The following is a 26,282-nucleotide window of genomic DNA, read 5'->3' on the forward strand; positions in this document are numbered from 1 at the left end:
TGCGGAGATTTTGCGTCTAATGTTCTCATTCGTGACACAAAACGACGATTTGATAACCGATGTCATTTGGTCATTGGCCGGCGCAACGGCATAATGCCCGCCGCCCACATCATTGCAGAGTCTAGGGAGTCAGCTTGTCTACGCCTGTCGAACCCTTGCGTTTGCTGCTGCTGGCCGAAGAGCCGGCCTGGACAGCGTTGTTGCGCGAGTGCCTGGCGCCGATGGGCAGCTCGGCGGTGCTGATCGGCGCGCCGGACTGGGATTCGGTCAGCCGCCTGTTCGAAGACAACCGCCACGCGGTGCTGCTGACCGTGCCGGCCCTGCAGCCGGCGCCCGGACGCTGCAGCCTGCCGACGGTGCTGCTTCTGGAGCACGAGCCGGCGAACCCGCCCGACGGCGTCAGCGACTGGCTGGTGCGCGACGCGCTCGACACCGGCATGCTGCGCCGCTGCCTGCGCCATGTGCGCGAGCGGGGCGTGCTGGAGAACACCCTGCAGCGTTTGGCCGAACAGGATCCGCTGACCGGGATCGCCAACCGCCAGGGTTTCCAGACGTTGCTCACGGCCCGCTTGGCCGAAAACGACGGCCGCGGCCTGGCCCTCGGGCACCTGGACCTGGACAACTTCCGCCACGCCAACGACGCCCTCGGCCACCAGGCCGGCGACCGCCTGATCCTGCAGGTGGTGGCGCGGCTCAAGAGCCAGCTGGAGGCCGGCGATCAGCTGGCCCGGCTGGGCAGCGACGAATTCGCCCTGCTGATCGACACGCGCCGCGCCCCGCAGCGCGCCGAGTGGATGGCCGAGCGCATCACCGAAGCGCTGGCCGAACCCTACTGGATCGACGGCGAGAGCCTGCTGATCGGCTCCAGCCTGGGCATCGCCCATGCCCGCGCCCATGCCGGCGCCGACCCGCTGATGTGGCATGCGCACATCGCCATGCAGCAGGCCAAGAGCACCCAGGGCTGCACCTTCCATATCTTCAACGAACGGATCAACCGCAACGCGCGGAGCATGGCCGACCTGGAAAGCGAGCTGCGCCGGGCCTTGCGCCGCGACGAACTGGAACTGCACTACCAGCCGCGCCTGAACCTGGCGGACGGGCAGATCGTCGGCCTCGAGGCCCTGGTGCGCTGGCGCCACAGCGAGCGCGGGCTGCTGCCGCCCAGCGAGTTCGTGCCGCTGGCCGAGCAGAGCGGGCTGATCGTGCCTTTGGGCTACTGGGTGATCTCCCGGGCCCTGCGCGACATGCAGGCCCTGCGCGAACACGGCCTGCCGGCGCTGCACATGGCGATCAACCTGTCGTTCCGCCAGTTTCAGGACAGCCAGCTGCTGCCCACCCTCAGCCGCCTGATCGCCGAACGCGGCGTCGAGGCCCAGTGGCTGGAGTTCGAACTCACCGAAACCGCCGTGATGCGCCGCAGCGACCTGGTCAAGCAGACCATGGACGCCCTCGGCCGCCTCGGCGTGCGCTTCTCGCTGGACGACTTCGGCACCGGGTTCTCCTCGTTCGTGCACCTCAACAGCCTGCCGATCACCTTGCTCAAGATCGACAAGAGCTTCGTCGGCGGCATGGAACAGCGCGAAGAGAACCGCAAGCTGGTGCACGCGATGATCAACCTGGCGCACAACCTGCACCTGGAAGTGGTGGCCGAAGGGGTGGAGACCCCTGAACAGATGGCGTTGCTGCGCGGGTACGGTTGCGACCAGGTGCAGGGCTACCTGATCAGCAAGCCGCTGCCGCTGGCGGAGCTGGTGGCTTACCTCACGGTCGGTTCCGGCGAAGAGCCGGCGCTGGACGTCGTGGTCTGAGCGGACCACTCCGGCAGGTGCAGTGCTTCGGCTGAGGCCAGCGCCAGCAGGCTGGCGCCCGCAGAGAACTGCGGGGCACCGCTAAACCCTGTGGGAGCCAGCCTGCTGGCGATGGCGCCAGTCCAGACGCCGCGTGAATAGATCATTCAGCCTGGGCGACCGCGAACGAATCCGAAGGCTCGTGCCGGATCATCCGCTTCATCTTCCACTCGAACCCCAGCGTCAGGCACACCGCCGCGCACGCCAGCCCCAGCGCCAGGCCCCACCAGACGCCGGTCGGCCCCCAGTGCAGATGGAACGCCATCAGCCACGCCGCCGGCGCGCCGATCAGCCAGTAGCAGCCGAGCCCGACCAGAAACGTGGTCTTGGCGTCCTTGAGCCCGCGGATGCAGCCCATGGCGATGGTCTGCACGCCGTCGAACAGTTCGAACCACGCCGCCACCATCAGCAGGCTGACGGCCAGGCGGATCACCTCGGCGAAGGCCGGGTCGTCATGATCCAGGAACAGGCCCACCAGCGGATCCGGCAACAGCCAGAACACCATGGCGAAGCACAGCATCACCGCCGCGCCGAAGGCGATCCCGACCCGCCCGGACATCCGCGCGTCGAGCAATTGTCCGGCGCCGTAATGCTGACCGATGCGCATGGTGATCGCGTAGGACAGCCCCGCCGGCACCATGAACGCCACCGAGACGATCTGCAGGGCGATCTGGTGCGCCGCCAGTTGCGTGCTGCCCATGGTGCCCATGCACAGCGCGGCGAAGGCGAACAGCCCGACCTCCACGGCGTAGGTGCCGCCGATCGGCAGGCCCAGGCGCCACAGTTCCTTGAGGTATTGCCGGTTGAGGCGCGACAGGCCCTGGCGCAGCGGGTAGGCGTCGTAGGCCGGATGCCGGCGGATGTGCCAGGCCAGCGCCAGCGCCATGCAGTTGGCGACGATCGCCGTGACCAGGCCGATGCCGGTCAGCCCCAGCTTCGGCAGGCCGAACAGTCCGGTGATCAGCGCGTAGTTGAGCAGGAAGTTGGCCACGGTGCCGGCCAGGCTGATGACCATCACCGGCGTCGCCCGACCGATGGCGCTGGTGAAGCCACGCAGGGCCATGAAGCTCAGGTAGCCGGGCAGGGCGAACGGCAGGGCCAGCAGGAACTGCCCGGCGGCGTTGACGTTGGTTTGGGTCTGGCCGAACAGCAGCAGCACCGGCTTGAGGTTCCACAGCAGCAGACCGGCGCCGAGGGCCATCAGCCAGGCCAGCCACAGCCCGGCCTGGGTCAGCCGCGCGGCGCCGAGGATGTCGCCGGCGCCCTGACGGATCGCCACCAGGGTGCCGACCGCCGCGATCACGCCGATGCAGAAGATCGACACGAACGAATAGCTCGCCGCGCCGAGGCCGCCGCCGGCCAGGGCCTCCGGGCTCAGGCGCGCCATCATCAGGGTGTCGGTCAGCACCATCAGCATGTGCGCCAACTGCGAGGCGATCAGCGGCCCCGCCAGCCGGAGGATGGCCCAGAGTTCGGTACGCACGGGACGCTGCATGGTCGTCACATCCTTTTAATCGAGGGAGCAAGAGACCGTCGATTCTCGCGGTTCGGCGGGGTTGGCACAAAGGGATAAAAAGGATGGGTGGCATGATTAAAACTCATCCAGGGGCATTTCTGCTAAGTTGACGCCATCCCGCAACCGGAGCCTTGTCTATGTCCCGTCGTCTGCCGCCCTTGTATGCCCTGCGCGCATTCGAAGCAGCGGCGCGGCACAGCTCGTTCACCCGCGCCGCCGAAGAGTTGTCGATCACTCAGAGTGCGGTCAGCCGGCATGTCCGCACGCTCGAGGAGCACTTCGCCTGCCGGCTGTTCCACCGCAGCGGCCGCAACCTGCAGCTGACCGAATCGGCGCGCCTGCTGTTGCCCGGCATCCGTGAAGGTTTTGCGGCGCTGGAGCGGGCCTGCAATACCTTGCGCGCCGAAGACGACATCCTGCGCATGAAAGCCCCGTCGACCCTGACCATGCGCTGGCTGCTGGCGCGGCTCAGCCGGTTCCGCCATCTGCAGCCGGGCAACGAGGTGCAGTTGACCAGTGCCTGGATGGACGTGGATTCGGTGGACTTCAACAACGAACCGTTCGATTGCGCCGTTCTGCTCAGCGACGGGCATTTTCCCCCGGACTGGGAAGCCAGCCTGCTGTTCCCGGAAGAACTGATCCCGGTGGGCGCGCCCAACCTGCCTGATGACCGGCCCTGGGACGCGGCGCGGCTGGCCGCCACCGAACTGCTGCACCCGACCCCCGACCGGCGCGACTGGCGCAGTTGGCTGGAGCGCATGGGCCTGTCCGAGCAGGTGTCGCTCAAGGGCGGGCAGGTGTTCGATACCCTGGAGCTGGGAATGATCGCAGCGGCACGGGGCTACGGCGTATCGATGGGCGACCTGCTGATGGTGGCCGAGGACGTGGCCCAGGGACGGCTGAGCCTGCCGTGGCCCACCGCCGTCGCCAGCGGCCTGAACTACTACCTGGTGTGGCCCAAGACCCGTCCGGGCGGTGAACGTTTACGCCGCCTCAGCGATTTCCTTCAGGGCGAAGTCCGGGCGATGGAACTGCCGCAGGTCGCGCGCTTGAGCTGAATCGTTCGAGCCACCACAATGCCGGCCCTGGGGCATAACCCTGTTGTGCGCTCAAGTATTCGTTTTCACAGCCGAATACGTCCAAGTGGAACCGTCGTGCCGGTCCACGATACACCCCCATTATTAGAATATTTTCCGAGCCGTGATCAGGGAGGATCCGCAGGCCCGGCCAGGAGCTGTCCATGTCTCAACCCCGCGCCCGGATCGCCTCGCAGCTGGGCCTCGCGCTCGCCGTGATACTGGCGGTCGTCATCAGCGGCAGTACGGTGTTCGCCTTGCGTTCGCTGGATTCGGCCAACCTCGCCACCCGTGAAGAGCACCTGGCCAGCGAGGCGCGCCTGCTGGCCGACCAACTGAGCACCTTCCACGGCACGCTGCGCGAAAGCACCCAGCGCCTGAGCGGGCTGTTCGAGAAGCGCTTCAGCGCGGGCCTGAGCATCCACCCGGACGAACCGGTGACCGTCGCCGGCACCCGCACGCCGGGCCTGCACCTGGGCGGTGAGGTGTTGAACAACAACTTCAAGGAAGTCGACGAGTTCAAGCAGATGACCGCCGGCGTCGCCACGCTGTTCGTGCGCAGCGGCGAAGACTTCATCCGCGTCAGCACCTCCCTGAGCAAGCAGGACGGCACCCGGGCCATCGGCACCGTGCTCGACCACGCCCACCCGGCCTACGCGCGGTTGATGGCGGGGCAGGGCTATGTCGGCCGCGCCTTGCTGTTCGAGCGCCTGTACATGACCCAGTACACCCCAGTGCGCGACGCTGGCGGCAAGGTGATCGCCGTATTGTTCGTCGGCTTCGACTATACCGATGCGCAGAACGCCCAGTTCGACAACCTCAAGCGCTTCCGCATCGGCCAGACCGGCTCGTTGGCGCTGCTGGACGAGCAGGGCAAATGGCTGGTGGCCCCGGCCGGCGTGCAGGCGCCGGAGCAAGCGGTGTCGGTGGTCGCCGGTCTGGCGAAGACCCCGGGCAAGGGCCGCTTCTGGAGCGACAGCGCCGAAGACTTCTACAGCATCGCCGTACCGTTCGACGGCGGGCCGTGGTCGGTGGTGGCGAGCATGCCGAAAAGCGAGATCCGCGCCGTGACCTGGAGCGTCGGCACGCAACTGGCCATCGGCAGCCTGCTGGCGATGCTGCTGGCGGTGGGTTCCGTGGTCTGGCTGCTGCGCAGCAAGCTGCAGCCGCTGGGGGATCTGGTGCGGCAGGCCGAGGCGCTGGGCGCCGGCGACCTGAGCGTGCGACTGGACGTTTCGAGCAACGACGAGATCGGTCAGCTGGCCCGCGCCTTCAACCAGATGAGCCAGGCCCTGTCGACCATGGTCGAGCACATCCGCCGTTCCTCCGAAGAGGTCAACCGCCGGGCCCAGGCGCTGTCGGGCTTGTCCGGCGGCGCGTACGAAGGCATGGAGCAACAGTCCGGCGAAATCACCAGCATGGCGGGCGCGGTCGAGGAGTTCAGCGCCACCTCGCTGAACATCGCCGACAACATGGGCAACACCCAGCGCCTGGCCCAGGAAAACGCACAGCAGACCCAGATCGGCCGCACCTCGATGGAAGAAGCGTCTTCGTCGCTGGAGCAGATCGCCGGCGCGCTGAACACCACCGCGACCGTCATCAACACCCTCGGTCAGCGTTCCCAGGAAATCGGCGGCATCGTCAGCGTGATCACCGCGATCGCCGAACAGACCAACCTGCTGGCGCTCAACGCCGCCATCGAAGCGGCCCGCGCCGGCGAACAGGGTCGCGGCTTTGCGGTGGTGGCCGACGAGGTGCGCAACCTGGCTTCGCGCACCCGTCAGGCGACCGACGAGATCTCCGGCATGATCCAGAGCATCCAGCAGGAGACCGGCAACGCCATCAGCACCATGGAGCAGGGCAATGCGCTGATGCAGGAAGGCCTGTCGCGCAACGCCAACGTCGCCTCGGCCCTGGCGCGCATCGACGAGCAGAGCCGCTCGGCGGGCCAGCAGTTCGCGGCGATCACCACCGCGACCCAGGAGCAGAGCAGCACCGCGACCCTGCTCAGCAGCAACCTGCAGAGCATCGCGCTGGCCAACAGCGAACAGCGGGAAGTGGTGTCCAACCTTGCGGTCACCGCCAAGGAGTTGGAGAAGCTGGCGGCGGATCTGCGCTCCGAGGTCGACCGCTTCCGCTGAGTCGCCCCCGCCATCGATGCGCCGGACAGACCGCCATCGCCAGCAGGGCTGGCTCCCACAGTTCTAGCCGCCTCACCGCGCGCCCTGTGGGAGCGGGCTTGCCCGCGATGGCGGCGGAACATCCGACATCGTTGTGCCGGACAGACCGCCATCGCCAGCAGGCTGGCTCCCACAGTTCTAGCCGCCTCACCGCGCGCCCTGTGGGAGCGGGCTTGCCCGCGATGGCGGCGGAACATCCGACATCGATGTGCCGGACAGACCGCCATCGCCAGCAGGCTGGCTCCTACAGTTTTGCCGGCACCTCCAATCCCCTGTGGGAGCGAGCCTGCTCGCGATGGGCCCGACGCGGTTCCCGCCCCTACTGCGTCGCCGGCCGGTACTGCAGCGCCTCCGCCAGATGCTCGCGGCGGATGCCGTCGCAGCGTTCGAGGTCCGCCAGCGTCCGCGCCACCTTGAGCAGGCGGTGCGCCGAGCGCAGCGACAGCGTCAGGCGCTCGCAGGCCGATTCCAGCCACGCCTCGTCGGCTGTGGATAACCCGCAATGGCGCCGCAGCCCCGGCAAATCCAGAAAGGCATTGGCGCACCGTTGGCGCTTCTGCTGGCGCTCCCGGGCCTCGGCCACTTGCCCGGCGGCACTGGCGCTGTCCTCCCCCGGTTTCACCAGCGGATTCAACGCCGTGGCTTCCCGCGCCACCGTCAGGTGCAGGTCGATCCGGTCCAGCAGCGGCCCCGACAACTTGTTGCGGTAGCGCTGCACCATGTCCGGCGTGCAGGAGCAACGGCCGGTGGGTTCGCCAAGATATCCACAGGGGCACGGGTTCATCGCCGCCACCAGTTGAAAGCGCGCCGGAAAGCGCACCCGTTCCTTGGCCCGGGCAATCACGATGTGGCCTGACTCCAGCGGCTCGCGCAGCACCTCCAGCACCTTGCGGTCGAACTCCGGCAGTTCGTCGAGGAACAGCACGCCGTGGTGGGCAAGGGTGATTTCCCCGGGCTGCGGTTTCGAACTGCCGCCCACCAAGGCCGGCCCGGACGCCGAGTGGTGCGGCTGGCGGAAGGGGCGCTGCGGCCAATGGGTCAGCGGCGCGCCGTTGGCGACCGACTGGATGGCCGCGACCTCCAGCGCTTCGCTTTCGGTCAGCGGCGGCAGCAGCCCCGGCAAGCGGCTGGCCAGAAGCGTCTTGCCGGTGCCCGGCGGTCCGCTGAACAACAGGTTGTGGGCGCCTGCCGCGGCGATCAGCAAGGCGCGCTTGGCGGCCGCCTGGCCTTGCACCTCGTTGAGGTCGGGGTAGGGTTTGGCGGCGTGGATCAGGCCGTCCGACACGTACGGCTCGACCGGCGTGTGCCCGTTGAAGTGCGCCACCGCCTGCAACAGGTGATCCACCGCGATCACCTTCAGCCCCGACGCCAGGCACGCTTCCTCGGCGTTGGCCCGCGGCACCACCAGCGAGCGGCCGGCCCTGCGCGCCGCCAGCGCCGCCGGCAGCACCCCGCGGACCGGGCGCACGGCGCCGGACAGCGCCAGTTCGCCCAGGCACTCCACGTCGTCCAGGGTCAGGGTCGGCACCTGTACGCTGGCCGAAAGGATGCCCAGGGCGATGGCCAGGTCGAACCGCCCGCCGTCCTTGGGCAGGTCCGCCGGGGCGAGGTTCAGGGTGATCCGCCGCGCCGGAAACTGCAGCCCGGAATTGATGATCGCGCTGCGCACCCGGTCCTTGCTCTCCTTCACCGCCGTCTCGGGCAGGCCGACCATGGTCAGCGACGGCAGGCCGTTGGCCAGATGGACTTCGACGGTGACGGCGGGGGCCTCCACGCCGATCTGGGCGCGGCTGTGGACGATGGCGAGGGACATGGGCGTTCCTTGAAATGGGCGGGCCGCTTCCTGCGGTGCTTCAAGGGTAGACGGGGGAAACGGATCCGGCGGCGGGCGCGGGGCGGCAAACCTTCACCGGATGTTGCGGCAGGCGTCTTCCCGGACGCCTGCCGTTTCAGCCCTAAGTGCGCGCAGGCCGCGCCAGCACAGCGTTGCGGATGCGCGGCCCGTAGAGGCCGACGATGAGGCCGAGGACGATCAGAATCACCGCCAGCACTTTGTTCAGCGGCACGCTTTCGTTGTACGCCACGATGGCCGCGATCAGGACGGCCAACGCTACGTGCAATGGCTCAACGGTGGTTTGCCTCCGGGGAGGACGAGGGTTATCGCGCGGCGGAAGTCCGGTTCAGGCATGCCCAGTACAGCAGCGCGACGCCGCTGATGGCGGCGCCGAGCAGGCACACGTTCACCCAGCCGTAATGGGCGTAGGTGTAGGTGGCCGCTACGGCGCCCAGGCCGCTGCCGACCGAGTAGAAGCACATGTAGGCGCCCGCCAGGCGGCTTTGCGCGTCGGGCCGGGCGGCGAAGATCAGGCTCTGGTTGGTCACGTGCACCGCTTGCACGGCGAAGTCCAGCAGCACCACGCCGATGACCATGGCCAGCAGCGAGCTTTCGACGAACGCGGTGGGCAGCCAGGACAAGGTCAGCAGCGCCAGGGCGATGCCGGTGGTGCGGTTGCCCAGGCCCCGGTCGGCCAACTGTCCCGCCTTGGCGGCGGCCAGGGCACCGGCGACACCGGCCAGGCCGAACAGGCCGATCTGGGTGTGCGACAGCGACAGGGGCGGCGCGCTCAGCGGCAGCACCATCGAGGTCCACAGCACGCTGAACGCGGCAAAGATGAGCAGGGCGAAGGTGCCCCTGACGCGCAGGGTGCGTTCGCTCAGGTACAGCTGGAAGACCGAGCGCAGCAACTGCCGGTAGCCGCCGGCGGCCGGTGGCGCGGCGGACGCCGGCAGGGTGCGGTGCAGCACCAGCGCCATGCCGGCCATCAGGGCGGCCGAGACGAAATACACACCGCGCCAACCCGCCAGGTCCGCCACGGCGCCGGAGACGAAGCGGGCCAATAGAATGCCCAGCACCACGCCGCTGGTGACGGTGCCGATGGCCTGGCCGCGCTGTTCCGGGCTGGCCAGGGCGGCGGCGTAGGCGACCACCACCTGCACCACCACGGCCATCAAACCCACCAGCACCATCGCGCCGAGCAGCGTGAGCCAGTCCTGCGACAGGCCGACCGCGCAGAGGGCGACGGCGGACGTCAGCATCTGCGTCAGGATCAGTCGCTTGCGGTTGAGCAGATCGCCCAGCGGCACGATGAACAGCAGCCCCGCCGCGTAACCGGCCTGGGTGGCGGTCACCACGACGCCGATGGCGCCGGGCGCGACCGCAAGGCTCGCGGCCATGGACTCCAGCAGCGGCTGGGCGAAATACACGTTGGCCACCGCCATGGCGCAGGTGATGGCGAACAGCAGCGTCCGGTAGCGGCCGAGCGTCGGCGCCGGGCGTTCCCGAGCAGCCAGGGCAGCGGTCTCGCGATCCATTGTCGAGGGCGTTTGAGAATCCGGCATCGCGACATCCATCCTTGAGCTGATGTGGTTTCGAAACAAAACCGATGCGTGGATTTTTACCCAATCAAGTTTTAATATGCAACCAGTTGTTCGAAGCACTTACCCTGACGCCCGCAGCGTCTTTTTTCCTTCTTGCCGATTGAATCCGGAGACCCATGGCCCGACAGCAGCAACTGGCGCAAAGCGAATGCCCCGTGGCCCGAACGCTCGAAGCCATCGGCGACCGCTGGGTGCTGATGATCATCCGCGACGCCTTCGACGACGTCCGCCGGTTCACGGAATTCCAGAAACGCCTGGGCCTGGCCCGCAACATCCTCACGGTCAAGCTCAAGATGCTGGTCGAGTTGGGGGTGTTCGAGGTGCAGCCGGCGTCCGACGGCAGTGCCTACAAGGAATACGTGCTGACCGAAATGGGGCGCTCCGTGTTTCCCATCGTGGTCAGCCTGCGCCAGTGGGGGGAGCGCTTCCTCTTCAAGGAAGGCGAGTGCCATTCGGTGCTGCTGGACGACGAACTGTCGGAACCGATCGAGACCCTTGCGGTCCGCTCAAGGTCGGGCAAGGTGCTGTCTCCGGCCGATTGCCACCGGCGGGTGGTCAAGCGCGGCGCCTGAGGCGCGGGACGCCTTCACCGGATACGCGAACCCCACACCGGAAGGTGTGGGGTTTTTCATGGGCTGCCGATCCGTAGCCCGGCAGGCTGCGGCCTCACTCGGTCGGCGGGTTCAGCTTCGCTTCGAGCTCCGCCACTTTTGCCTCGAGGCTTTCGAGGCGGGCGCGGGTGCGGGCGAGCACCACCATCTGGCTGTCGAACTCTTCGCGGCTCACCAGGTCCAGTTTGCTGAAGGCGCTCTGCATCAGCATCTTGAACTGGCTTTCGATTTCGGCTTTGGGCAAGGGCGTGTCGCCGCTGAACAGACGGGAGGCGGTGCCGCTCAGGGCGTCGAGGAAGTCTTTGGGCGCGAGCATGGGAAATGTCCTGGAAACAATGGCCGGCAGTGTATCACGCAGTGTCTATAGTCATTGGCGCCGGCAGGGATGCACGCTTTTCGCGCAAGCGGCCGGACGGCGGCGCACCGTTGTTGTGCGTATCCCCGATGCCATTTAAGTGATGGCCTCTGCCGACGCGGCCAAGGGATTGAAATCAGTGGGTTTTGGCAAGGTGGCAAGCTTTCTGCTTAGTCGGTGGTGACCCATGCACTGATGCAGTCGCTGTGATGAATGCAGTGCGGCAGGCGGAGCGGGGAGTTTCGTCTGATGCGGTTAGCTGGCGTCGGTCGGGCCGGGAGGGCCGACGATGCGTTACAAAGCCAGGCACTGCGCTTAGACTTGAGTCGGGTTTGTTTTCCTGGGGCAAGTCCACCAATTCGGGAGAGAGTTTCATGAAGCTAGTCACTGCCATCATCAAGCCGTTCAAGCTGGACGACGTGCGCGAGTCGCTGTCCGAAATCGGCGTGCAGGGCATTACCGTCACTGAAGTCAAAGGCTTCGGCCGGCAGAAGGGTCACACCGAGCTGTACCGCGGCGCGGAATACGTGGTCGATTTCCTGCCCAAGGTGAAGATCGACGTCGCCATCGACGACAAGGACCTTGACCGGGTCATCGAGGCGATCACCAAGGCCGCCAACACCGGCAAGATCGGTGACGGCAAGATCTTCGTGGTCAATCTGGAACAGGCGATCCGCATCCGTACCGGCGAAACCGATACCGACGCCATCTAAGCCGCCACAAACCCAACGCCCCAGGAGAAAACAAAATGACTCTGCGTAAATTCGCAGGGCTAGGAGCCCTGTTGCCTATCGTAATGCCCGGCCTGGCCATGGCGGCAGACGAAGCGGCGGCCCCGGTCCTCAATTCCGGCGACACGGCCTGGATGCTCACCTCCACGGCCCTCGTGCTGTTCATGACCATCCCCGGCCTCGCGCTGTTCTATGGCGGCATGGTCCGTTCGAAAAACATCCTTTCCGTGATGATGCAGTGCTTCGCCATCACCGGTCTGATCAGCGTCCTGTGGGTCATCTACGGCTACAGCATCGCGTTCGACACCACCGGCATGGAGCAGGGCGTCGTCAACTTCAACTCCTTCGTCGGCGGCTTCGGCAAGGCGTTCCTCGCCGGCATCACCCCGGCCAGCCTGACCGGCCCGGCAGCGCTGTTCCCCGAGGCGGTGTTCGTCACCTTCCAGATGACCTTCGCGATCATCACCCCGGCGCTGATCGTCGGTGCGTTCGCCGAGCGGATGAAGTTCTCCGCCATGCTGGTGTTCATGGGCATCTGGTTCACCGTCGTCTATGCGCCGATCGCGCACATGGTCTGGTCCGGCAACGGCGGCCTGATGTGGGACTGGGGCGTGCTCGACTTCGCCGGCGGCACCGTGGTGCACATCAACGCCGGTGTGGCCGGCCTGATCGCCTGCCTGGTGCTGGGCAAGCGCAAAGGCTTCCCGACCACCCCGATGGCGCCGCACAACCTGGGTTACACCCTGATGGGCGCGGCGATGCTGTGGATCGGCTGGTTCGGCTTCAACGCCGGTTCCGCCGCCGCCGCCAACGGCACCGCCGGCATGGCGATGCTGGTCACCCAGATCGCCACCGCCGCGGCGGCGCTGGGCTGGATGTTCGCCGAGTGGATCACCCACGGCAAACCGAGCGCACTGGGTATCGCCTCGGGCGTGGTGGCTGGCCTGGTGGCGATCACGCCGGCCGCCGGCACCGTCGGCCCGATGGGGGCGCTGGTGATCGGCCTGGCGGCGGGCGTGGTCTGCTACTTCTGCGCCACCAGCCTGAAGCGCAAGCTCGGCTATGACGACTCCCTGGACGCCTTCGGCGTGCACGGCATCGGCGGCATCCTCGGCGCGATCCTCACTGGCGTGTTCGCCGCACCGTCGCTGGGCGGTTTCGGCACCGTCACCGACATCGCGGCGCAGGTCTGGATCCAGTGCAAGGGCGTCGGCTTCACGGTGATCTACACCGCGGTCGTGACCTTCGTCATCCTCAAGGTGCTGGACGCAGTGATGGGTCTGCGGGTGACCGACGAGGAAGAGTCGGTGGGCCTGGACCTGGCTCAGCACAACGAGCGCGGCTACAACCTGTAAGCCTGCTACCTTAAAAAATTGCCCGGTCCGCCGGGCATTTTTTTGTCCGGAATTTGTCATCCGTGACACCGTCGGAAGGTTTTCGCGTGCGGCTTCGGCGCCGTCGAAGGCAGGGGTGTTTATGCGGCCAATGGCTTACACCGCTGAAGGAATATTAGGGCCTTTGTTTTTTTCCAGAGCGCGCTAGAATGCGCCCCGAAACGTGCGGAGAACTGTATGTGGCAACAGACTCTGATAACCCTGCGGGCACGGCCCCGGGGCTTTCATCTGGTGACGGACGAGTTGCTGGCCGGCCTGCCCGGACTCAAGGCATGCAAGGTCGGTCTGTTGCATCTGTGGCTGCAGCACACCTCGGCGTCGTTGACTGTCAACGAGAACGCCGATCCGGCGGTACGTCGCGACTTCGAACGGTTTTTCAATCGTCTGGTCCCACAAGGAACGGACGGCTATGAGCACAACGACGAAGGCCTGGACGACCTCCCGGCGCACTTCAAGGCCAGCGTGCTGGGCTGTCAGTTGAGCCTGCCGGTTTCGGCGGGAAAGCTGGCGCTGGGCACCTGGCAAGGCGTTTACCTGGGTGAGCACCGCGATCATGGCGGTGCCCGCAAAGTCCTCGCCACCCTCCACGGTGAAGGGGCATGAGCCGCTGGTCAGCAGCGGCGGATGATTTTTTCCGGCGACTTTCGACAGTTGCCTAAGCTGGTCTATAACTAATCTGCTTTTCGCAAGTCATGAGGTAGAACATGAGCGACGATGATCTGGAAAACGACGACCTCGAAGTAGGCGACGAAGACGATACCGAAGAAGGTCTGGAAGCGGCGGCCGACGATGTCGCCGAGGACAGCGATGACGGCGGCGATGCACCTGCCCCGGCCGCTAAAGGCAAGGCCAAGGCTGCGGTCTCGGTCGACGAGCTGCCGAGCATGGAAGCCAAGAACAAGGAACGCGATGCCCTGGCCAAGGCCATGGAAGAATTCCTTGCCCGTGGCGGCAAAGTGGTTGAGGTGGAGGCCAACGTGGTCGCCGACCCGCCCAAGAAGCCCGACAACAAGTACGGCAGCCGCCCTATCTGAGGCGCGTCGCCCGCTTGCCGAAAAAGCCCGCCGTCGCTGCGGGCTTTTTCATGGGCGGCTGAAAGAGGTGGCAACGGGTTTTTGAGCCATCCCTTGTGGGAGCCAGCCTGCTGGCGATAGCAGTGGATCTGTCACCACCATCGGGCAGGCCCGATCGCCGGCAGGCTGGCTCCTGCATGGGCGTGGCATCAGTGGGAGAGGGCATTCCAGCGTGCGAGCACGGCCGGCAGGTCGGTCAGGCTGCGGATCTCTGCGTCCGGCAGGCGCTCCGCTTCCCAGGCCTTGCCCGCCGGGTTGAACCAGATCGCCCGCAGCCCGGCCTGCTGCGCCCCGGCGATGTCGTCCCCCGGGTGGTCGCCGATGTGCACCGCCGCCTCGGCGCTCACGCCGCCGCGCTGCAAGGCTTCATGGAACAGCCGCGCATCCGGCTTGGCGATGCCGATGTCTTCGGCGCACAGGGCGAACTTGAAGTAGTCGGCCAGCCCCAGCCGGCGCACGTCGGCGTTGCCGTTGGTGACCACGCCCAGGGCATAGTGGTTGGCGAGGATCTCCAGCACCGGCTCGACCTCGGGGAACACCTCGATCTGGTGCCGTGCGTGGAGGAACACTTCGAAGCTCTTGTCCGCCAGGCCCGAGGCCTCGCCATGGGCGTAGCCGGCCTCTTCCAGCGCATGGAACAGCACCCGCCGACGCAGCGCGCTGATGCGGTGCTTGAGCCCGGGCTCGCCGGCCAGCACCCGTTCGCGGATGGCCCACAGGTGCTCCACCGGCACCGCGCCCAGGTTCGGCGCATGTTCGCCGAGCCATTGGCGCAGCACCGCTTCGGCGCTGAGGATCACCGGAGCGGTGTCCCACAGGGTGTCGTCGAGGTCGAAGGTGATCAACTGGATGCTCATGAATCCTCGCCTTTGGTGCGTTTGGCCCGTGGATGGGCGCTGTCGTAGACCGCCGCCAGGTGCTGGAAGTCCAGGTGGGTGTAGATCTGGGTGGTCTTGATGTCCGAGTGGCCGAGCAACTCCTGCACGGCGCGCAGGTCCTGCGATGACTCCAGCAGGTGGCTGGCGAAGGAATGCCGCAGCATGTGCGGATGCAGGTTCTGCCCCAGCTCCCGTTCGCCGGCGAGCTTGACCCGCACCTGGATCGCCCGGGGGCCGAGGCGCCGGCCTTGCTGGCTGACGAACACGGCGTCGTCCGCCGGATTGGCCAGGGCGCGCAGCGGCAGCCAGTGCTCCAGCGCTTCGCGGGCCTTGGCGCCCACCGGCAGCAGGCGGGTCTTGCTGCCCTTGCCGAGCACCTGGACCATGCCGTCGGCGAGGTCGAGCTGGTCGAGGTTCAGGCCCGTCAGCTCCGACAGGCGCAGGCCGGAGGAATAGAACAGCTCCAGGATCGCCTGATCCCGGCGGGCCATGAAGTCGTCCTCCACCGCGCCTTCGAGCAGTTGCAGCGCTCGGTCGGTGTCGAGGGTCTTGGGCAGGCGGCGCTCGCCCTTGGGCGGCGTCAGGCCGGTGGCCGGGTCGTGGTCGCAGAGGCCTTCACGGTTGAGGAAGTGATAGAGCCCGCGCACCGCCGACAGCAGGCGGGCGAGGCTGCGCGAGGACTGGCCCTGGGCGTGGAGGCGGGCGATCAGGCTGCGCAGGCGCTGGATGTCCAGCGCCTGCCAGCTGCCGATGTTCTGCTTGGCGCACCAGCCGAGCACCTTGTCGAGGTCGCGGCGGTAGGCCGACAGGGTATGGGGCGACACCTGCCGCTCACTGCGCAGGTGTTCGCAGTAAGCGTCCAGTTGCCGTTCCATGTTCAGCGCACCTTGCGCAGGGAGCTGTTGACCCGTGGCAGCACGCGGCCCATGACTTCGGCGATGTAGCTCAGGAACAGCGTGCCCACCGAGCTCTTGTAGTGCTGCGGGTCGCGGCTGGCGATGGCGAGGATGCCGTGGATGCCTTGATGGCTGACGGCGACCACGGCGGTGGAGCCGATCTGCTTGCGCTGCTCCTCGCCGAACAGGAAGTCCAGCTCATGCTCGCGCAGACTGCCGCTGACGCTCTTGCCCTCGGTGAGCAGGCCGCCGATGGCGGTCTGCGCGTCGGCGTGGGTCACCCAGCGGCCTACCGGCGCCGGGTTGTCGCCGAGCAGGATCAGGCTCACGAACGGCACCTGGAACTCCTGGCGCAGGCTGTCCTCGACGCTGATCACCACGTCTTCGAGGGTCGCGGCGTCCATCAGCGCGAGGATCAGGCGCCGGGTCTTCTCGAACAGCCGGTCGTTGTCCCGGGCGACGTCCATCAGGTGCGAGAGGCGATGGCGCATCTCGATGTTGCGTTCGCGCAGGATCGCCATCTGGCGCTCGACCAGCGACACGGTGTCGCCGCGCCGGTGGGGGATGCGCAGGGACGGCAGCAGTTCCTCGTGTTCGGCGAAGAAGTCCGGATGGGCCTCCAGGTAGGCGGCGACGGCGGCCGCCTCCAGGTTTTCGGCGGCGGATCCGGCGGACGGTCTGGCGGGGGCTTGAGGCTTGTCGGTCATGGCTTCTGCTCGCTCAAAGACGCACTTGTCCTTCGTATACACGCACTGCCGGACCGGTCATCAGCACCGGTTGGCCGGGGCCTGCCCATTCGATGGACAGGCGCCCGCCCGGCAGGTCGATCGACAGCGGCGAATCCATCCACCCCTGGCTGATCGCGGCCACTGCAGCGGCGCAGGCGCCGGTGCCGCAGGCCTGGGTTTCCCCGGCGCCGCGCTCCCAGACGCGCAACTGCGCGCGGTGGCGGTCGATGACCTGGAGGAAGCCGACGTTGACCCGTGCCGGAAAGCGCGGGTGGTGTTCGATCTTCGGCCCCAGCTCATGCACCGGTGCGCTGTGGATGTCTTCCACGCGCAGCACGGCATGCGGGTTGCCCATCGACACGGCGGCGATGTCGACGGTGACGCCGTCGACCTGCAGCGGATAGCTTTGGGCCTGGGCCTGTGCATCGAACGGAATGTCGGCGGGCACCAGGCGCGGGGCGCCCATGTTCACGCCGATCTGGCCGTCGTTGCGCACGTCCAGCTCGATGATGCCGCCCTTGGTCTCGACGCGGATCCGACGCTTGGCGGTCAGGCGCTTGTCGAGCACGAAGCGGGCGAAGCAGCGGGCGCCGTTGCCGCACTGTTCCACTTCCGAGCCGTCGGAGTTGAAGATCCGGTAACGGAAGTCCACGTCCGGGTTGCTGGGCGCCTCGACGATCAGCAACTGGTCGAAACCGATGCCGGTGTTGCGGTCGCCCCACTGTTTGGCGTGTTTGGGCTGAATGTGCGCGTGCTGGCTGACCAGGTCGAGGACCATGAAGTCGTTGCCCAGGCCGTGCATCTTGGTAAAACGCAGCAGCATGGGGTCACTCCGGCAGCAGGCTTTCGCCGGCATACAGCTCGGCCACGGTTTCGCGGCGGCGCACTTCGAAAACTGAGTCACCGTCCACCAGCACCTCGGCGGCGCGGCCGCGGGTGTTGTAGTTGGAGCTCATCACGAAGCCATAGGCACCGGCCGAATGCACGGCCAGCAGGTCACCCTCTTCGAGGGCCAGTTCGCGTTCCTTGGCCAGGAAGTCGCCGGTCTCGCAGATCGGCCCGACCACGTCGTAGGTCCGCGCCGCGGTGTCGCGCGGGCGCACGGCGGCGATGTCCATCCAGGCCTCGTACAGGGCCGGGCGGATCAGGTCGTTCATGGCCGCGTCGACGATGGCGAAGTCCTTGTGCCCGGTGTGCTTGAGGTACTCGACACGGGTCAGCAGGACGCCGGCGTTGGCGACGATGTAGCGGCCCGGCTCGAACATCAGCGCCAGGTCGCGGCCGGCGAGGCGTTCGCGCACAGCCTTGACGTAGTCGCCGGCCAGCGGCGGCTCTTCGTCGCGGTAGCGCACGCCGAGGCCGCCGCCCAGGTCGATGTGGTGCAGGTGGATGCCGCAGTCGCCGAGGCGGTCGACCAGGTCCAGCACGCGGTCGAGGGCGTCGAGGAACGGCGCCAGGGTGGTCAGCTGCGAGCCGATGTGGCAATCGACGCCGATCACGTCCAGGTTCGGCAGGTGCGCGGCGCGCACGTACACGTCTTCGGCGTCGGCGATGGCGATGCCGAACTTGTTCTCTTTGAGGCCGGTGGAGATGTACGGATGGGTGCCGGCATCGACGTCGGGGTTCACGCGCAGCGAGACCGGTGCGCGGACGCCCAGCTCGGCGGCCACGGCCTGGAGGCGCTCCAGCTCGTCGGTGGACTCGATGTTGAAGCAGTGCACGCCGACTTCCAGGGCGCGGCGCATGTCGTCGCGGGTCTTGCCGACGCCGGAGAACACGATCTTGTCGGCGCTGCCGCCGGCGGCCAGCACGCGTTCCAGCTCACCGCGGGAAACGATGTCGAAACCGGCGCCGAGACGGGCCAGGACGTTCAGCACACCGAGGTTGGAGTTGGCCTTGACCGCGAAGCAGACCAGGTGCGGCATGCCGGCCAGCGCATCGGCGTAGGCCCGGTACTGGGCCTCGATGTGGGCGCGGGAGTAGACGTAGGTCGGCGTGCCGAAGCGGTCGGCGATGGCGGACAGCGCCACGCCTTCCGCGAACAGCTCCCCGCCACGGTAGTTGAAAGCGTCCATGGCGATCCCTTAGTAGACGTCGTGCTTGTGTGCCTTGGAAGCAGGCTGATGCTGCGACGACTTGGCTTGCTCGGTCGGGTCCTGATCTTCGTCGGGCAGGTACAGCGGGCCTTTTTGACCGCAGGCCGAGACGAGGCAGGCAACCGCGACGAGCGCCGCGAGGGAAGAGATCAGGCGCTTCATGGCGAAATCCTTGAAAATGCGTTAATTGCGCCGGAGTATACCGGCGACCCGGCGGATTGCCTATGCGACGGGGTTCCCGTCCGGCGGGGCCTGTTGCGGCGGCGCAAGCGACTCCTGCGGCGCCCTGGCCGGCGCCGTCGCCAGCAGGCTGGCTCCCACAGGAATCGAGGGAGGCCGTGGAACCCGCCCGGTCGTTATTCTTTGCAATCGGGCGCCGTCGCTCGTATCTTGCGGCCCTTGAGCCTGATCCGTCATTTCCCGAGGTTGCCGCAATGAGTCTGTCCGAAGCCCGTTTCCACGATCTGGTCGATGCCACCCAGCAGGCGCTGGAGGACATCTTCGACGACAGCGACCTGGACCTGGACATGGAGAACTCGGCCGGTGTGCTGACCGTCAAGTTCGACAGCGGCAGCCAATTGATCTTCAGCCGCCAGGAGCCGCTGCGCCAGTTGTGGCTGGCCGACCGTTCCGGCGGTTTCCACTTCGACTACGACGAGCAGGCCGGCAAGTGGGTGTGCGAGAAGACCGAAGAGCTGCTGGGCGAAATGCTCGAACGCATCGTCTGGGAGCGCGCCGGCGAGAAGCTCGACTTCGACGAGATCTGAGATGAGCACCGAGATCCGGCCTGCCAAGCCGCTCTACAGCAACGTCAGCCCGGCGGTGCCTTCGCCGTGCAGCGGTGTCTGCCGGCTGGACGAGCAGAAAGTCTGCCTGGGCTGTTTCCGCCATGTCGAAGACATCCGCGAATGGCGCTCGGCGGATGACGAACGCCGCCGGGTGATCTGCGCGCAGGCGGTGGCCCGCAAGGCCCGGGCCTGACCGGCGCAGGTTTGTGTCCGGCTTTGGGTGGCTTGTATATTTTTTGAGCTGTGATAGTGTCCGGACACGCCTCAACCCATCGAGGCCCGGTAAGAACCCCGTCTTTTTTGGCGGGGTTTTGCTTTTTTGCGCAGAAGAAAGGAGTCTGCCCGGATCATGACCGCACCATCCATCACCCTTACCCGTCTGGACGTGCAACGTCTGGAGCAGCTGATCGACAGATTGCCTGAAGGCACCCGTGGCGTTGATGAGTTGCAAACCGAACTGGACCGCGCCGAAACGCTGGTGAGCCACGATGACGTGCCCGCCGACGTCGTCACCATGAATTCCCGCGTGCACTGCCGCGAGGAAGGCAGCGGCAAGGACTACCACCTGACCCTGGTGTATCCGAAACACGCCAACGCCGACGAGGGCAAGATCTCGATCCTGGCGCCGGTGGGCAGCGCGCTGCTGGGACTCAAGGTCGGCCAGCACATCGACTGGCCGGCGCCGGGCGGCAAGACCCTGAAGCTGACTCTGCTCGAAGTCGAGTCGCAGCCGGCCAACGGGGGCGACTTCCCGGTGTGACCCCGCCTCAGGCCTGTTCGAGCGCCTCGTTCAGGGCGCGCTCCAGGTCGGCCTTGTAGCGCAGGTAAAGATTGCTCGAACTCTGCCCGTCCCCGAGCAGGCCCGACAGGTCCAGGTCGGTGATGTAGCAGCGGTAGCGTTCGGTTTCCCGGCGCTGGCCGATGATCTCTCGGGCGACCACGCCGAACAGCTGGTCGCCGTGCTCCAGCTCGCTGAATTCCCGTTGGTTGCAGTACAGCGTGACCTGCACCTGACCGGGTGCGGCCTTGCCGATGATGGCCTGCACGTCGTAGTACGGTTCGTCGGCCGGGGTCTGCGGCGCCGCCCGCGCTTCGACCCGCCGCGCCCGTCCGGGGCCCTGGGGCAATAACTGGTAATACAAAATCTCGAGGTCGGGGGCCGGGCCCTGATCCATCGGTGCCTGCGTCTCGCGGCGGAACTGGATCGATTGCAGGAAGCGCTGCAGCGGCACCAACAGGCTCTGCTCGTCGTGGTAGGGCAAATGCTGCTGCCACAGCGCGTTGAACTCATCCAGCACGTACAGCTCGGCCTGCCGTTCGGTCACCCGGTAGAACACCTGAATGCATTCGGGTTGGCCCATGGGCAGGATCAGCGCGAGGTCGTGGTCCTCCAGCGCCATCGGATCCAGGTGCAGGGGGCTGTAGTGCGGCAGCTCTTCGCCCAGGTAATCCAGCAGCGCGGGCAAGGTGGCGAGCGCCGCGTGGCTGACCTGGCCCGGCACCAGCTCCAGGACGTGATAGTGCTGCTGGACCTGGATGAGGTAGCGGTGGTTGAGTCCGCTGAGCAGCAGGGTCTGGGCGGTGTCGAGAATCTCTTCCACCCGCCGGGCGATGAACTGCGCGCGGTTGTGGCAGAAGCAGCGCACCCGCAGCTTCGGCTGCCGGGCGCCGGTCGGCAGGTTGTTCAGGTAGTCGCGCAGGCAGTCGAGCAGGGCGTGGGGGCCGTCGAAGCGGTTGACCAGCACCTCGTTCCAGCTGTTGAGCGTGACCTGGTCGAGCGTCAGCACCAGGTTCTCGCGCACCCCGGCGTAGCTCAGGGAGTCGGTGCGCTCGGTGGTCATCAGGATGTTCAGGTCGCGGTGGTGCTTGAGCGGATCGACGCCGACGTTGACCAGCAACAGCACCTCGCTCGGCACGCTGGCGTGCAGCAGCGGTTCTTCGGCGACGGTGGGCAAGGGCAGGACGATGCTCTGCTGCAGGCTGCCGAGCAGGTTGAACAGCTCGAACTCGCTCAGGTCGCTGGTGCCGGGGTGCAGCGCCAGGCGGGTGCTGCTGTCGATCACGCCGTTGCGGTGGCACCAGGTCAGCAGCTCCAGCAATTCGCGGCTACGCTTGATCGGTGCGAAGTGCTCCCATTCCAGCGCCGTGAGGCTGCCGTTGTACAGGCCCCATTGGGTCTGCCCCGGTTCTTTCTTGTTGGGCGACTGCACCAGGGTCAGGGTGTCTTCGGCCAGGTCCGGGGCGATGCCGGGGTTGATGAATTCGATCTTGTCGGCCTTGCGCTCGAAGGCCGCGTACAGCCGCCGGCCCAGCACATTGAGGTCGCGTTTGTTGATCAGGCTGACGGTCTGCTCGGTGCGGGCGAAGCGGGTCAGGAAGCGGTAGCTGTAGTTCAGCTCGTTGACCAGCGCCAGGCGCTCGGCGCTGACCTGGCGCACTTTCCATTGGCTGCGGCTGTCGAGCAGCGCCAGTTGCCGACGGTCCCAGTGCCATTCGTCGGCCAGGCGCTCGAGCAGCGAGCGCTGCCAGCTCTGGGTGCGGGTGTTGCCGGTGAGCTTGCGGTTGACCTTGAGGTACAGCGCCCGGCGCACCAGTTCCAGCCGCTCCGGTTCGTTGCGTGCCGTGAGGTATTCCTCGATCCGCCGGTACACCACCATGTACGGATCCAGCTCGTCCAGGTCCAGCCGGTTGGCGAACACCGCCTGCTTGAAGCGCAGGCTCAGGCACTGCACGTGCGGGTGCTCGCTGGCGTAGACCTCGGTCAGCAGCAGTTTGAGCACCGACTTGTAGGGCGATTCGATGCCCTTGAACAACTGCCACAGCCCGGCGCCGATGAACTCCCCCGGCGGGATGTGCGCCAGGTGGCCGAGGTCGAGGGTTTCGTCGGTGCGGATGAAACGCTTGGAGATCAGGGTGTGGGTGTACTGCGCGTAGGCGCTTTCCTCATAGACCGGCACCAGCCACCAGATCGGCGTGCGGCCGGCCAGCCAGATGGCCGTGCGGTAGAACTCGTCCAGCAACAGGTAGTGCTGGGTGGTGCCGCAGTCTTCGGAGCTCAACTGGCTGTCGCGCTCGCCTTTGACGAAACGGGCCGGGTCGATCAGGAAGAAGTGCGCCTCGGCGCCCTGGCTCGCGGCCCAGGCTTCGAGGGCCTGGCACTTTTTGCGCAGCTCGGCCAGTTCGCTGTCGCCCAGGTCCGGGGCATGGCAGACCCACACGTCCATGTCGCTCTGGTCGGCCTGGGCCAGCGTGCCGAGGCTGCCCATCAGGAACAGGCCGTGGATCGGCCGGGGCGGGTTGCTGCCGTGGCGCGGCTTGTAGGAGAACGACCGGGTCAGGCGCTGGGCCTCGGTGAGCGTGTCGGCGTCCGGCTCATAGTTCGACAGCCCTGCCGGCGTGCTGCCCGACACATAGCCGGGCAGCAGGGGATGGTTGACGTGGAAGAACAGCGGCAACAGGGTCAGCACGCTTTGCTGACGGGGCGAAAGCCCTTCCCGTGCCCGGTCCAGGCGGCCTTCGTTGAGTTTGAGGAAGCGTGCGCGCAGCTGGCTGAGCACCTTGCGGTCGATGCCTTCGTCCAGGTCGGGGCGGATTTCGTGGGTGCGGGGCATGTCGGCTCGCAGGGCTCGGGGGCAGAGGGGCTCGCAATGCCGGGGAGTTTAGCGCCTGGGCGGGGGAATCATTAAGCTGAATTTGTTTTTTGGCGCCATTTTTCCAGCGCCGGCACCGGCAGGCCGCCGGGCTGGCCCGCGGAAAGCCCGTGGCAGGGGTTTCCGTGGGCAATGGGGGAGAAGGTCAGGCGGTTTCTTCGGCGACGTCGAGGATGGTCAGCAGACTCTGCACGTGTTCTGCGGCATCGCGGCCCAGGCTGGTCAGGTAGCCACCGTCGACCTGGTCGATGAGTTCTTTCTGGAACAGGCTCTTGGCGGCGGCGATGTGTTTCGGGGCGGCGGTCTGATGAATCTTCAGACCTTCCTGGGAACTGTCCAGGTTGAAGAGTGCGAGGACTTCCAGTTCGGCAACCAACTCAGGGGTAAGCGACATAAGGACTCCAGACTTTCTAGGAATTGAGCGACAGCGCCCCTAAGGTGAACCTGCCGTTGCGGCCTGTCCAGTGCCGCCGACCGGGTTTTTTCCTTCTTGGGGGTGGAGTCCAGTGTAGTCAGGCGCCGGCGCCGGGCCGCAGAGATGGGTGACAAATTGTGTGGGAGCGGGCGCGCTCCCACTGGGTCGGGCTCACTGCTTTTCCGGCGGCAGCTCAGGGAGCGCGCGCAAGGCCGTCTCGTACCACTGGGTGTCGAACGCCCGGTCTTCGTCGAGCATGGCGTCGATCTCGTAGGCCAGCACATGGGCCATCAGGTTGAGGATGTCCTCGCGTTCGTAGCCGACCAGGGTCAGCTTGTTGAACGTGGCCTTGGCCGCCGGCGGGTTCTCGCTTTCGATCTGGTTCTCGACGGCCTCGATCAGGGTGGACTCGGTGAAGGCTTCTTCGTCGTTGTCGATGTCGGTTGGCTCGCTCATGGCAGGCTCCTGTGCAAAAGGCGTCAGTCTACCCTCATTCAGCGCCGTGATGCCGGTGGCGCGAATCCCCCGCAGGATCTATAAACAGGCACTGCCCACCCCGCACGGCCTGGAGGCTATGTGATGTTCAAACTGTACGGATTCGCTGTCAGCAACTACTACAACATGGTCAAGCTGGCGCTGCTGGAGAAAGGCCTGCCCTTCGAAGAGGTCACGTTCTACCCGACGCAGACCCCGGAGGCACTGGCCATCAGCCCCCGCGGCAAGGTGCCGGTGCTGGGGGCCGGCCCCGGCTACATCAATGAGACATCGGTGATCCTCGAATACCTCGAACAGACCGGCCAAGGTGCGCCGCTGCTGCCTGCCGACCCGTTCGAGCGGGCGCAGGTGCTGGCGCTGGCCAAGGAGATCGAGCTGTACATCGAGCTGCCGGGCCGTGCCTGCTACGGCGAGGCGTTCTTCGGCGCGACGGTGCCTGAGGCGATCAAGGAGAAGACCAAGGCCGAACTGCTGCTGGGCTTCGCCGCCCTGGGCCGGCACGGCAAGTTCGCGCCGTACGTGGCGGGCGACCGCCTGAGTGTGGCGGATCTGTATTTCCTGTACAGCGTACCGCTGGCCTGCGCGGTCGGACAAAAGCTGTTCGGGGTGGATCTGCTGGCAGAGATGCCGAAGGCCAAGGCGCTGCTGGAACAGCTGGAGGAGAATCCGCACGTGCAGAAGATCGCGGCGGACAAGGAAGCGGCGATGCCTTTGGCCCTTAGCGGGCGGCGAGCAGGGCCTGGCCGCGGGCCACGGCAGCCTTGACCTGGGCCGGTGCGGTTCCGCCGATGTGGTCACGGGCGTTGACCGAGCCTTCCAGGGTCAGCACGGCGAACACGTCCTGTTCGATCTGGTCGCTGAACGTGCGCAGTTCTTCGAGGCTCATTTCCGCCAGGTCCTTGCCGGTGTCCACGCCGTACTTCACCGCATGGCCGACGATTTCGTGGCAGTCGCGGAACGGCAGGCCGCGGCGCACCAGGTAGTCGGCCAGATCCGTGGCGGTGGAGAAGCCGCGCAGGGCTGCCTCGCGCATCATCGCGTGCTTGGGCTTGATCGCCGGCACCATGTCGGCGAACGCGCGCAGCGAGTCGCGCAGGGTGTCGGCGGCGTCGAACAGCGGTTCCTTGTCTTCCTGGTTGTCCTTGTTGTAGGCCAGCGGCTGGCCTTTCATCAGGGTCAGCAGGCCCATCAGGGCGCCGAACACGCGGCCGGTCTTGCCGCGCACCAGCTCCGGCACGTCGGGGTTCTTCTTTTGCGGCATGATCGAGCTGCCGGTGCAGAAGCGGTCCGGCAGGTCGATGAACTGGAACTGCGCGCTGGTCCACAGCACCAGCTCTTCGGAGAAGCGCGACAGGTGCATCATCGCGATGCTGGCCGCCGAGCAGAATTCGATGGCGAAGTCGCGGTCCGACACGTTGTCCAGCGAGTTGCCGCCCACGGCGTCGAAGCCCAGCAGCTGCGCGGTGTATTCGCGGTCGATCGGGTACGTGGTGCCGGCCAGCGCGGCGCTGCCCAGCGGCATGCGGTTGGTGCGCTTGCGGCAATCGGCCAGGCGCTCGTAGTCGCGGCTGAGCATTTCGAACCAGGCCAGCATGTGGTGGCCGAAGGTCACCGGCTGAGCGGTCTGCAGGTGGGTGAAGCCCGGCATGATGCTGCCGGCTTCGCGCTCGGCTTGCTCCAGCAGGCCTTTCTGCAGGCGGGTGATCTCGGCCAGGATCAGGTCGATCTCGTCGCGCAGCCACAGGCGGATGTCGGTGGCGACCTGGTCGTTGCGGCTGCGGCCGGTGTGCAGCTTCTTGCCGGTGATGCCGATGCGGTCGGTCAGGCGGGCTTCGATGTTCATGTGGACGTCTTCCAGGTCCACGCGCCAGTCGAACTGGCCGGCCTCGATCTCGCCCTGGATGGTCTTCAGCCCGTCGATGATGCTGTCGCGCTCGGCATCCGTCAGCACGCCGACCTTGGCCAGCATGGTGGCGTGGGCGATCGAGCCCATGATGTCGTGGCGATACAGGCGCTGGTCGAAAGTGACGGAGGCGGTGAAGCGGGCGACGAAGGCGTCGACGGGCTCACTGAAGCGGCCGCCCCAGGACTGATTGGTCTTGTCAGTGCTCATGA

27 protein-coding genes and 1 pseudogene are annotated in these 26,282 nt (G+C 66.6%); 13 read left to right on the plus strand and 15 right to left on the minus strand.

The genetic code is table 11. The annotated features are described in order from the left end of the window. Positions 1-134: 134 nt before the first annotated feature. On the plus strand, positions 135-1,808 hold the full coding sequence (locus CAG41_RS01600; protein ID WP_085630187.1) for a bifunctional diguanylate cyclase/phosphodiesterase: 1,674 nt from the start codon (positions 135-137) through the stop codon (positions 1,806-1,808). Between the two features lie 142 nt (positions 1,809-1,950). Here CAG41_RS01600 and CAG41_RS01605 read toward each other — a convergent pair whose 3' ends face one another. Further along, positions 1,951-3,342, minus strand: a complete 1,392-nt coding sequence (locus CAG41_RS01605) for a NorM family multidrug efflux MATE transporter (protein WP_085637139.1) — start codon at positions 3,340-3,342, stop codon at positions 1,951-1,953. A 158-nt stretch (positions 3,343-3,500) separates the two neighbouring features. Here CAG41_RS01605 and CAG41_RS01610 point away from each other — a divergent pair, with 158 nt between their 5' ends. The 3 genes and pseudogenes from CAG41_RS01610 to CAG41_RS29070 all read left to right on the plus strand — a co-directional run bounded on the left by CAG41_RS01610 (position 3,501) and on the right by CAG41_RS29070 (position 6,580). Further along, positions 3,501-4,421 carry a LysR substrate-binding domain-containing protein gene (locus CAG41_RS01610; RefSeq protein WP_085578905.1) on the plus strand — a complete coding sequence of 307 codons (921 nt, stop codon included), beginning with the start codon at positions 3,501-3,503 and terminating at the stop codon, positions 4,419-4,421. Positions 4,422-4,603: 182 nt separating this feature from the next. Continuing rightward, positions 4,604-5,725 (plus strand): annotated as a pseudogene (locus CAG41_RS29065) (Cache 3/Cache 2 fusion domain-containing protein); the annotation flags it as partial. Between the two features lie 132 nt (positions 5,726-5,857). Next, positions 5,858-6,580 (plus strand): methyl-accepting chemotaxis protein, encoded by a 723-nt coding sequence (locus CAG41_RS29070; protein ID WP_371916608.1) that lies wholly within the window; start codon positions 5,858-5,860, stop codon positions 6,578-6,580. A gap of 358 nt (positions 6,581-6,938) precedes the next feature. Here CAG41_RS29070 and CAG41_RS01620 read toward each other — a convergent pair whose 3' ends face one another. The 3 genes from CAG41_RS01620 to CAG41_RS01625 form a co-directional block, all read right to left on the minus strand. Beyond that, positions 6,939-8,432, minus strand: coding sequence for a YifB family Mg chelatase-like AAA ATPase (locus CAG41_RS01620; protein ID WP_085581198.1), 1,494 nt, complete (start codon positions 8,430-8,432; stop codon positions 6,939-6,941). Between the two features lie 142 nt (positions 8,433-8,574). Beyond that, positions 8,575-8,739 (minus strand): hypothetical protein, encoded by a 165-nt coding sequence (locus tag CAG41_RS28530; RefSeq protein WP_170929951.1) that lies wholly within the window; start codon positions 8,737-8,739, stop codon positions 8,575-8,577. 37 nt (positions 8,740-8,776) lie between these two features. Continuing rightward, complete coding sequence (locus tag CAG41_RS01625) at positions 8,777-9,991, minus strand: MFS transporter (protein WP_371856102.1); 1,215 nt, start codon at positions 9,989-9,991, stop codon at positions 8,777-8,779. Between the two features lie 182 nt (positions 9,992-10,173). On the opposite strand from CAG41_RS01625, the gene CAG41_RS01630 reads away from it, so the two are divergent. Further along, on the plus strand, positions 10,174-10,629 hold the full coding sequence (locus CAG41_RS01630; protein ID WP_085637136.1) for a helix-turn-helix domain-containing protein: 456 nt from the start codon (positions 10,174-10,176) through the stop codon (positions 10,627-10,629). Positions 10,630-10,723: 94 nt separating this feature from the next. Here the strand turns inward: CAG41_RS01630 and CAG41_RS01635 are convergent, their stop codons facing one another. Continuing rightward, positions 10,724-10,984: an accessory factor UbiK family protein gene (locus CAG41_RS01635; protein ID WP_085693793.1), complete on the minus strand. Its 261-nt coding sequence runs from the start codon at positions 10,982-10,984 to the stop codon at positions 10,724-10,726. Positions 10,985-11,397: 413 nt separating this feature from the next. Between CAG41_RS01635 and glnK the strand changes: the two genes are divergently transcribed. The 4 genes from glnK to sutA all read left to right on the plus strand — a co-directional run bounded on the left by glnK (position 11,398) and on the right by sutA (position 14,182). Further along, complete coding sequence (glnK, locus tag CAG41_RS01640) at positions 11,398-11,736, plus strand: P-II family nitrogen regulator (RefSeq protein ID WP_002555808.1); 339 nt, start codon at positions 11,398-11,400, stop codon at positions 11,734-11,736. Between the two features lie 35 nt (positions 11,737-11,771). Continuing rightward, the gene (locus CAG41_RS01645) at positions 11,772-13,109 is read left to right on the plus strand and encodes an ammonium transporter (protein WP_085655888.1); all 1,338 of its coding nucleotides are present in this window, start codon (positions 11,772-11,774) and stop codon (positions 13,107-13,109) included. 216 nt (positions 13,110-13,325) lie between these two features. Next, the gene (locus tag CAG41_RS01650) at positions 13,326-13,751 is read left to right on the plus strand and encodes a secondary thiamine-phosphate synthase enzyme YjbQ (RefSeq protein ID WP_085581187.1); all 426 of its coding nucleotides are present in this window, start codon (positions 13,326-13,328) and stop codon (positions 13,749-13,751) included. A gap of 101 nt (positions 13,752-13,852) precedes the next feature. After that, entirely contained in the window at positions 13,853-14,182 is a 330-nt protein-coding gene (sutA, locus tag CAG41_RS01655) for a transcriptional regulator SutA (RefSeq protein ID WP_085581184.1), read from the plus strand. Between the two features lie 188 nt (positions 14,183-14,370). Here the strand turns inward: sutA and CAG41_RS01660 are convergent, their stop codons facing one another. The 6 genes from CAG41_RS01660 to CAG41_RS01685 are packed head-to-tail and all read right to left on the minus strand — an operon-like array spanning position 14,371 to position 18,981. After that, complete coding sequence (locus CAG41_RS01660) at positions 14,371-15,078, minus strand: HAD family hydrolase (protein WP_085706649.1); 708 nt, start codon at positions 15,076-15,078, stop codon at positions 14,371-14,373. After that, positions 15,075-15,974: a tyrosine recombinase XerC gene (gene xerC, locus CAG41_RS01665; protein WP_085655886.1), complete on the minus strand. Its 900-nt coding sequence runs from the start codon at positions 15,972-15,974 to the stop codon at positions 15,075-15,077. Before xerC ends, CAG41_RS01660 begins: the two co-directional genes overlap by 4 nt. 2 nt (positions 15,975-15,976) lie before the next feature. After that, positions 15,977-16,702 carry a DUF484 family protein gene (locus CAG41_RS01670; RefSeq protein ID WP_085706650.1) on the minus strand — a complete coding sequence of 242 codons (726 nt, stop codon included), beginning with the start codon at positions 16,700-16,702 and terminating at the stop codon, positions 15,977-15,979. A 13-nt stretch (positions 16,703-16,715) separates the two neighbouring features. After that, positions 16,716-17,546 (minus strand): diaminopimelate epimerase, encoded by an 831-nt coding sequence (dapF, locus tag CAG41_RS01675; RefSeq protein ID WP_085581174.1) that lies wholly within the window; start codon positions 17,544-17,546, stop codon positions 16,716-16,718. 4 nt (positions 17,547-17,550) lie between these two features. Continuing rightward, positions 17,551-18,798, minus strand: coding sequence for a diaminopimelate decarboxylase (gene lysA, locus CAG41_RS01680; RefSeq protein ID WP_085581172.1), 1,248 nt, complete (start codon positions 18,796-18,798; stop codon positions 17,551-17,553). A gap of 9 nt (positions 18,799-18,807) precedes the next feature. Further along, entirely contained in the window at positions 18,808-18,981 is a 174-nt protein-coding gene (locus tag CAG41_RS01685) for a lipoprotein (protein ID WP_085630167.1), read from the minus strand. Between the two features lie 272 nt (positions 18,982-19,253). Here CAG41_RS01685 and cyaY point away from each other — a divergent pair, with 272 nt between their 5' ends. The 3 genes from cyaY to rnk all read left to right on the plus strand — a co-directional run bounded on the left by cyaY (position 19,254) and on the right by rnk (position 20,367). Beyond that, positions 19,254-19,586, plus strand: coding sequence for an iron donor protein CyaY (gene cyaY / locus CAG41_RS01690; RefSeq protein WP_085637132.1), 333 nt, complete (start codon positions 19,254-19,256; stop codon positions 19,584-19,586). 1 nt (position 19,587) lies between these two features. Continuing rightward, a complete protein-coding gene (locus tag CAG41_RS01695) occupies positions 19,588-19,800 on the plus strand; it encodes a DUF1289 domain-containing protein (RefSeq protein WP_085637129.1) in 213 nt (70 codons plus the stop codon). Between the two features lie 156 nt (positions 19,801-19,956). Next, complete coding sequence (gene rnk / locus CAG41_RS01700) at positions 19,957-20,367, plus strand: nucleoside diphosphate kinase regulator (RefSeq protein WP_085581162.1); 411 nt, start codon at positions 19,957-19,959, stop codon at positions 20,365-20,367. Positions 20,368-20,374: 7 nt separating this feature from the next. Here rnk and CAG41_RS01705 read toward each other — a convergent pair whose 3' ends face one another. The 3 genes from CAG41_RS01705 to CAG41_RS01715 form a co-directional block, all read right to left on the minus strand. Beyond that, positions 20,375-23,218, minus strand: a complete 2,844-nt coding sequence (locus CAG41_RS01705) for a class I adenylate cyclase (RefSeq protein ID WP_085637126.1) — start codon at positions 23,216-23,218, stop codon at positions 20,375-20,377. 184 nt (positions 23,219-23,402) lie between these two features. Beyond that, positions 23,403-23,651: a TIGR02647 family protein gene (locus CAG41_RS01710; RefSeq protein WP_085581158.1), complete on the minus strand. Its 249-nt coding sequence runs from the start codon at positions 23,649-23,651 to the stop codon at positions 23,403-23,405. Between the two features lie 192 nt (positions 23,652-23,843). Next, a complete protein-coding gene (locus CAG41_RS01715) occupies positions 23,844-24,128 on the minus strand; it encodes a hypothetical protein (protein WP_085581156.1) in 285 nt (94 codons plus the stop codon). 123 nt (positions 24,129-24,251) lie between these two features. Here CAG41_RS01715 and CAG41_RS01720 point away from each other — a divergent pair, with 123 nt between their 5' ends. Next, positions 24,252-24,932: a glutathione S-transferase family protein gene (locus CAG41_RS01720; protein WP_085693794.1), complete on the plus strand. Its 681-nt coding sequence runs from the start codon at positions 24,252-24,254 to the stop codon at positions 24,930-24,932. On the opposite strand, the gene argH is transcribed toward CAG41_RS01720, so the two are convergent. Further along, positions 24,886-26,280 (minus strand): argininosuccinate lyase, encoded by a 1,395-nt coding sequence (gene argH, locus CAG41_RS01725; RefSeq protein WP_085581152.1) that lies wholly within the window; start codon positions 26,278-26,280, stop codon positions 24,886-24,888. The genes CAG41_RS01720 and argH overlap by 47 nt on opposite strands. Positions 26,281-26,282: the final 2 nt, after the last annotated feature.

This window comes from Pseudomonas sp. B35(2017), from assembly GCF_002113645.1.
GTDB lineage: Bacteria > Pseudomonadota > Gammaproteobacteria > Pseudomonadales > Pseudomonadaceae > Aquipseudomonas > Aquipseudomonas ekonensis.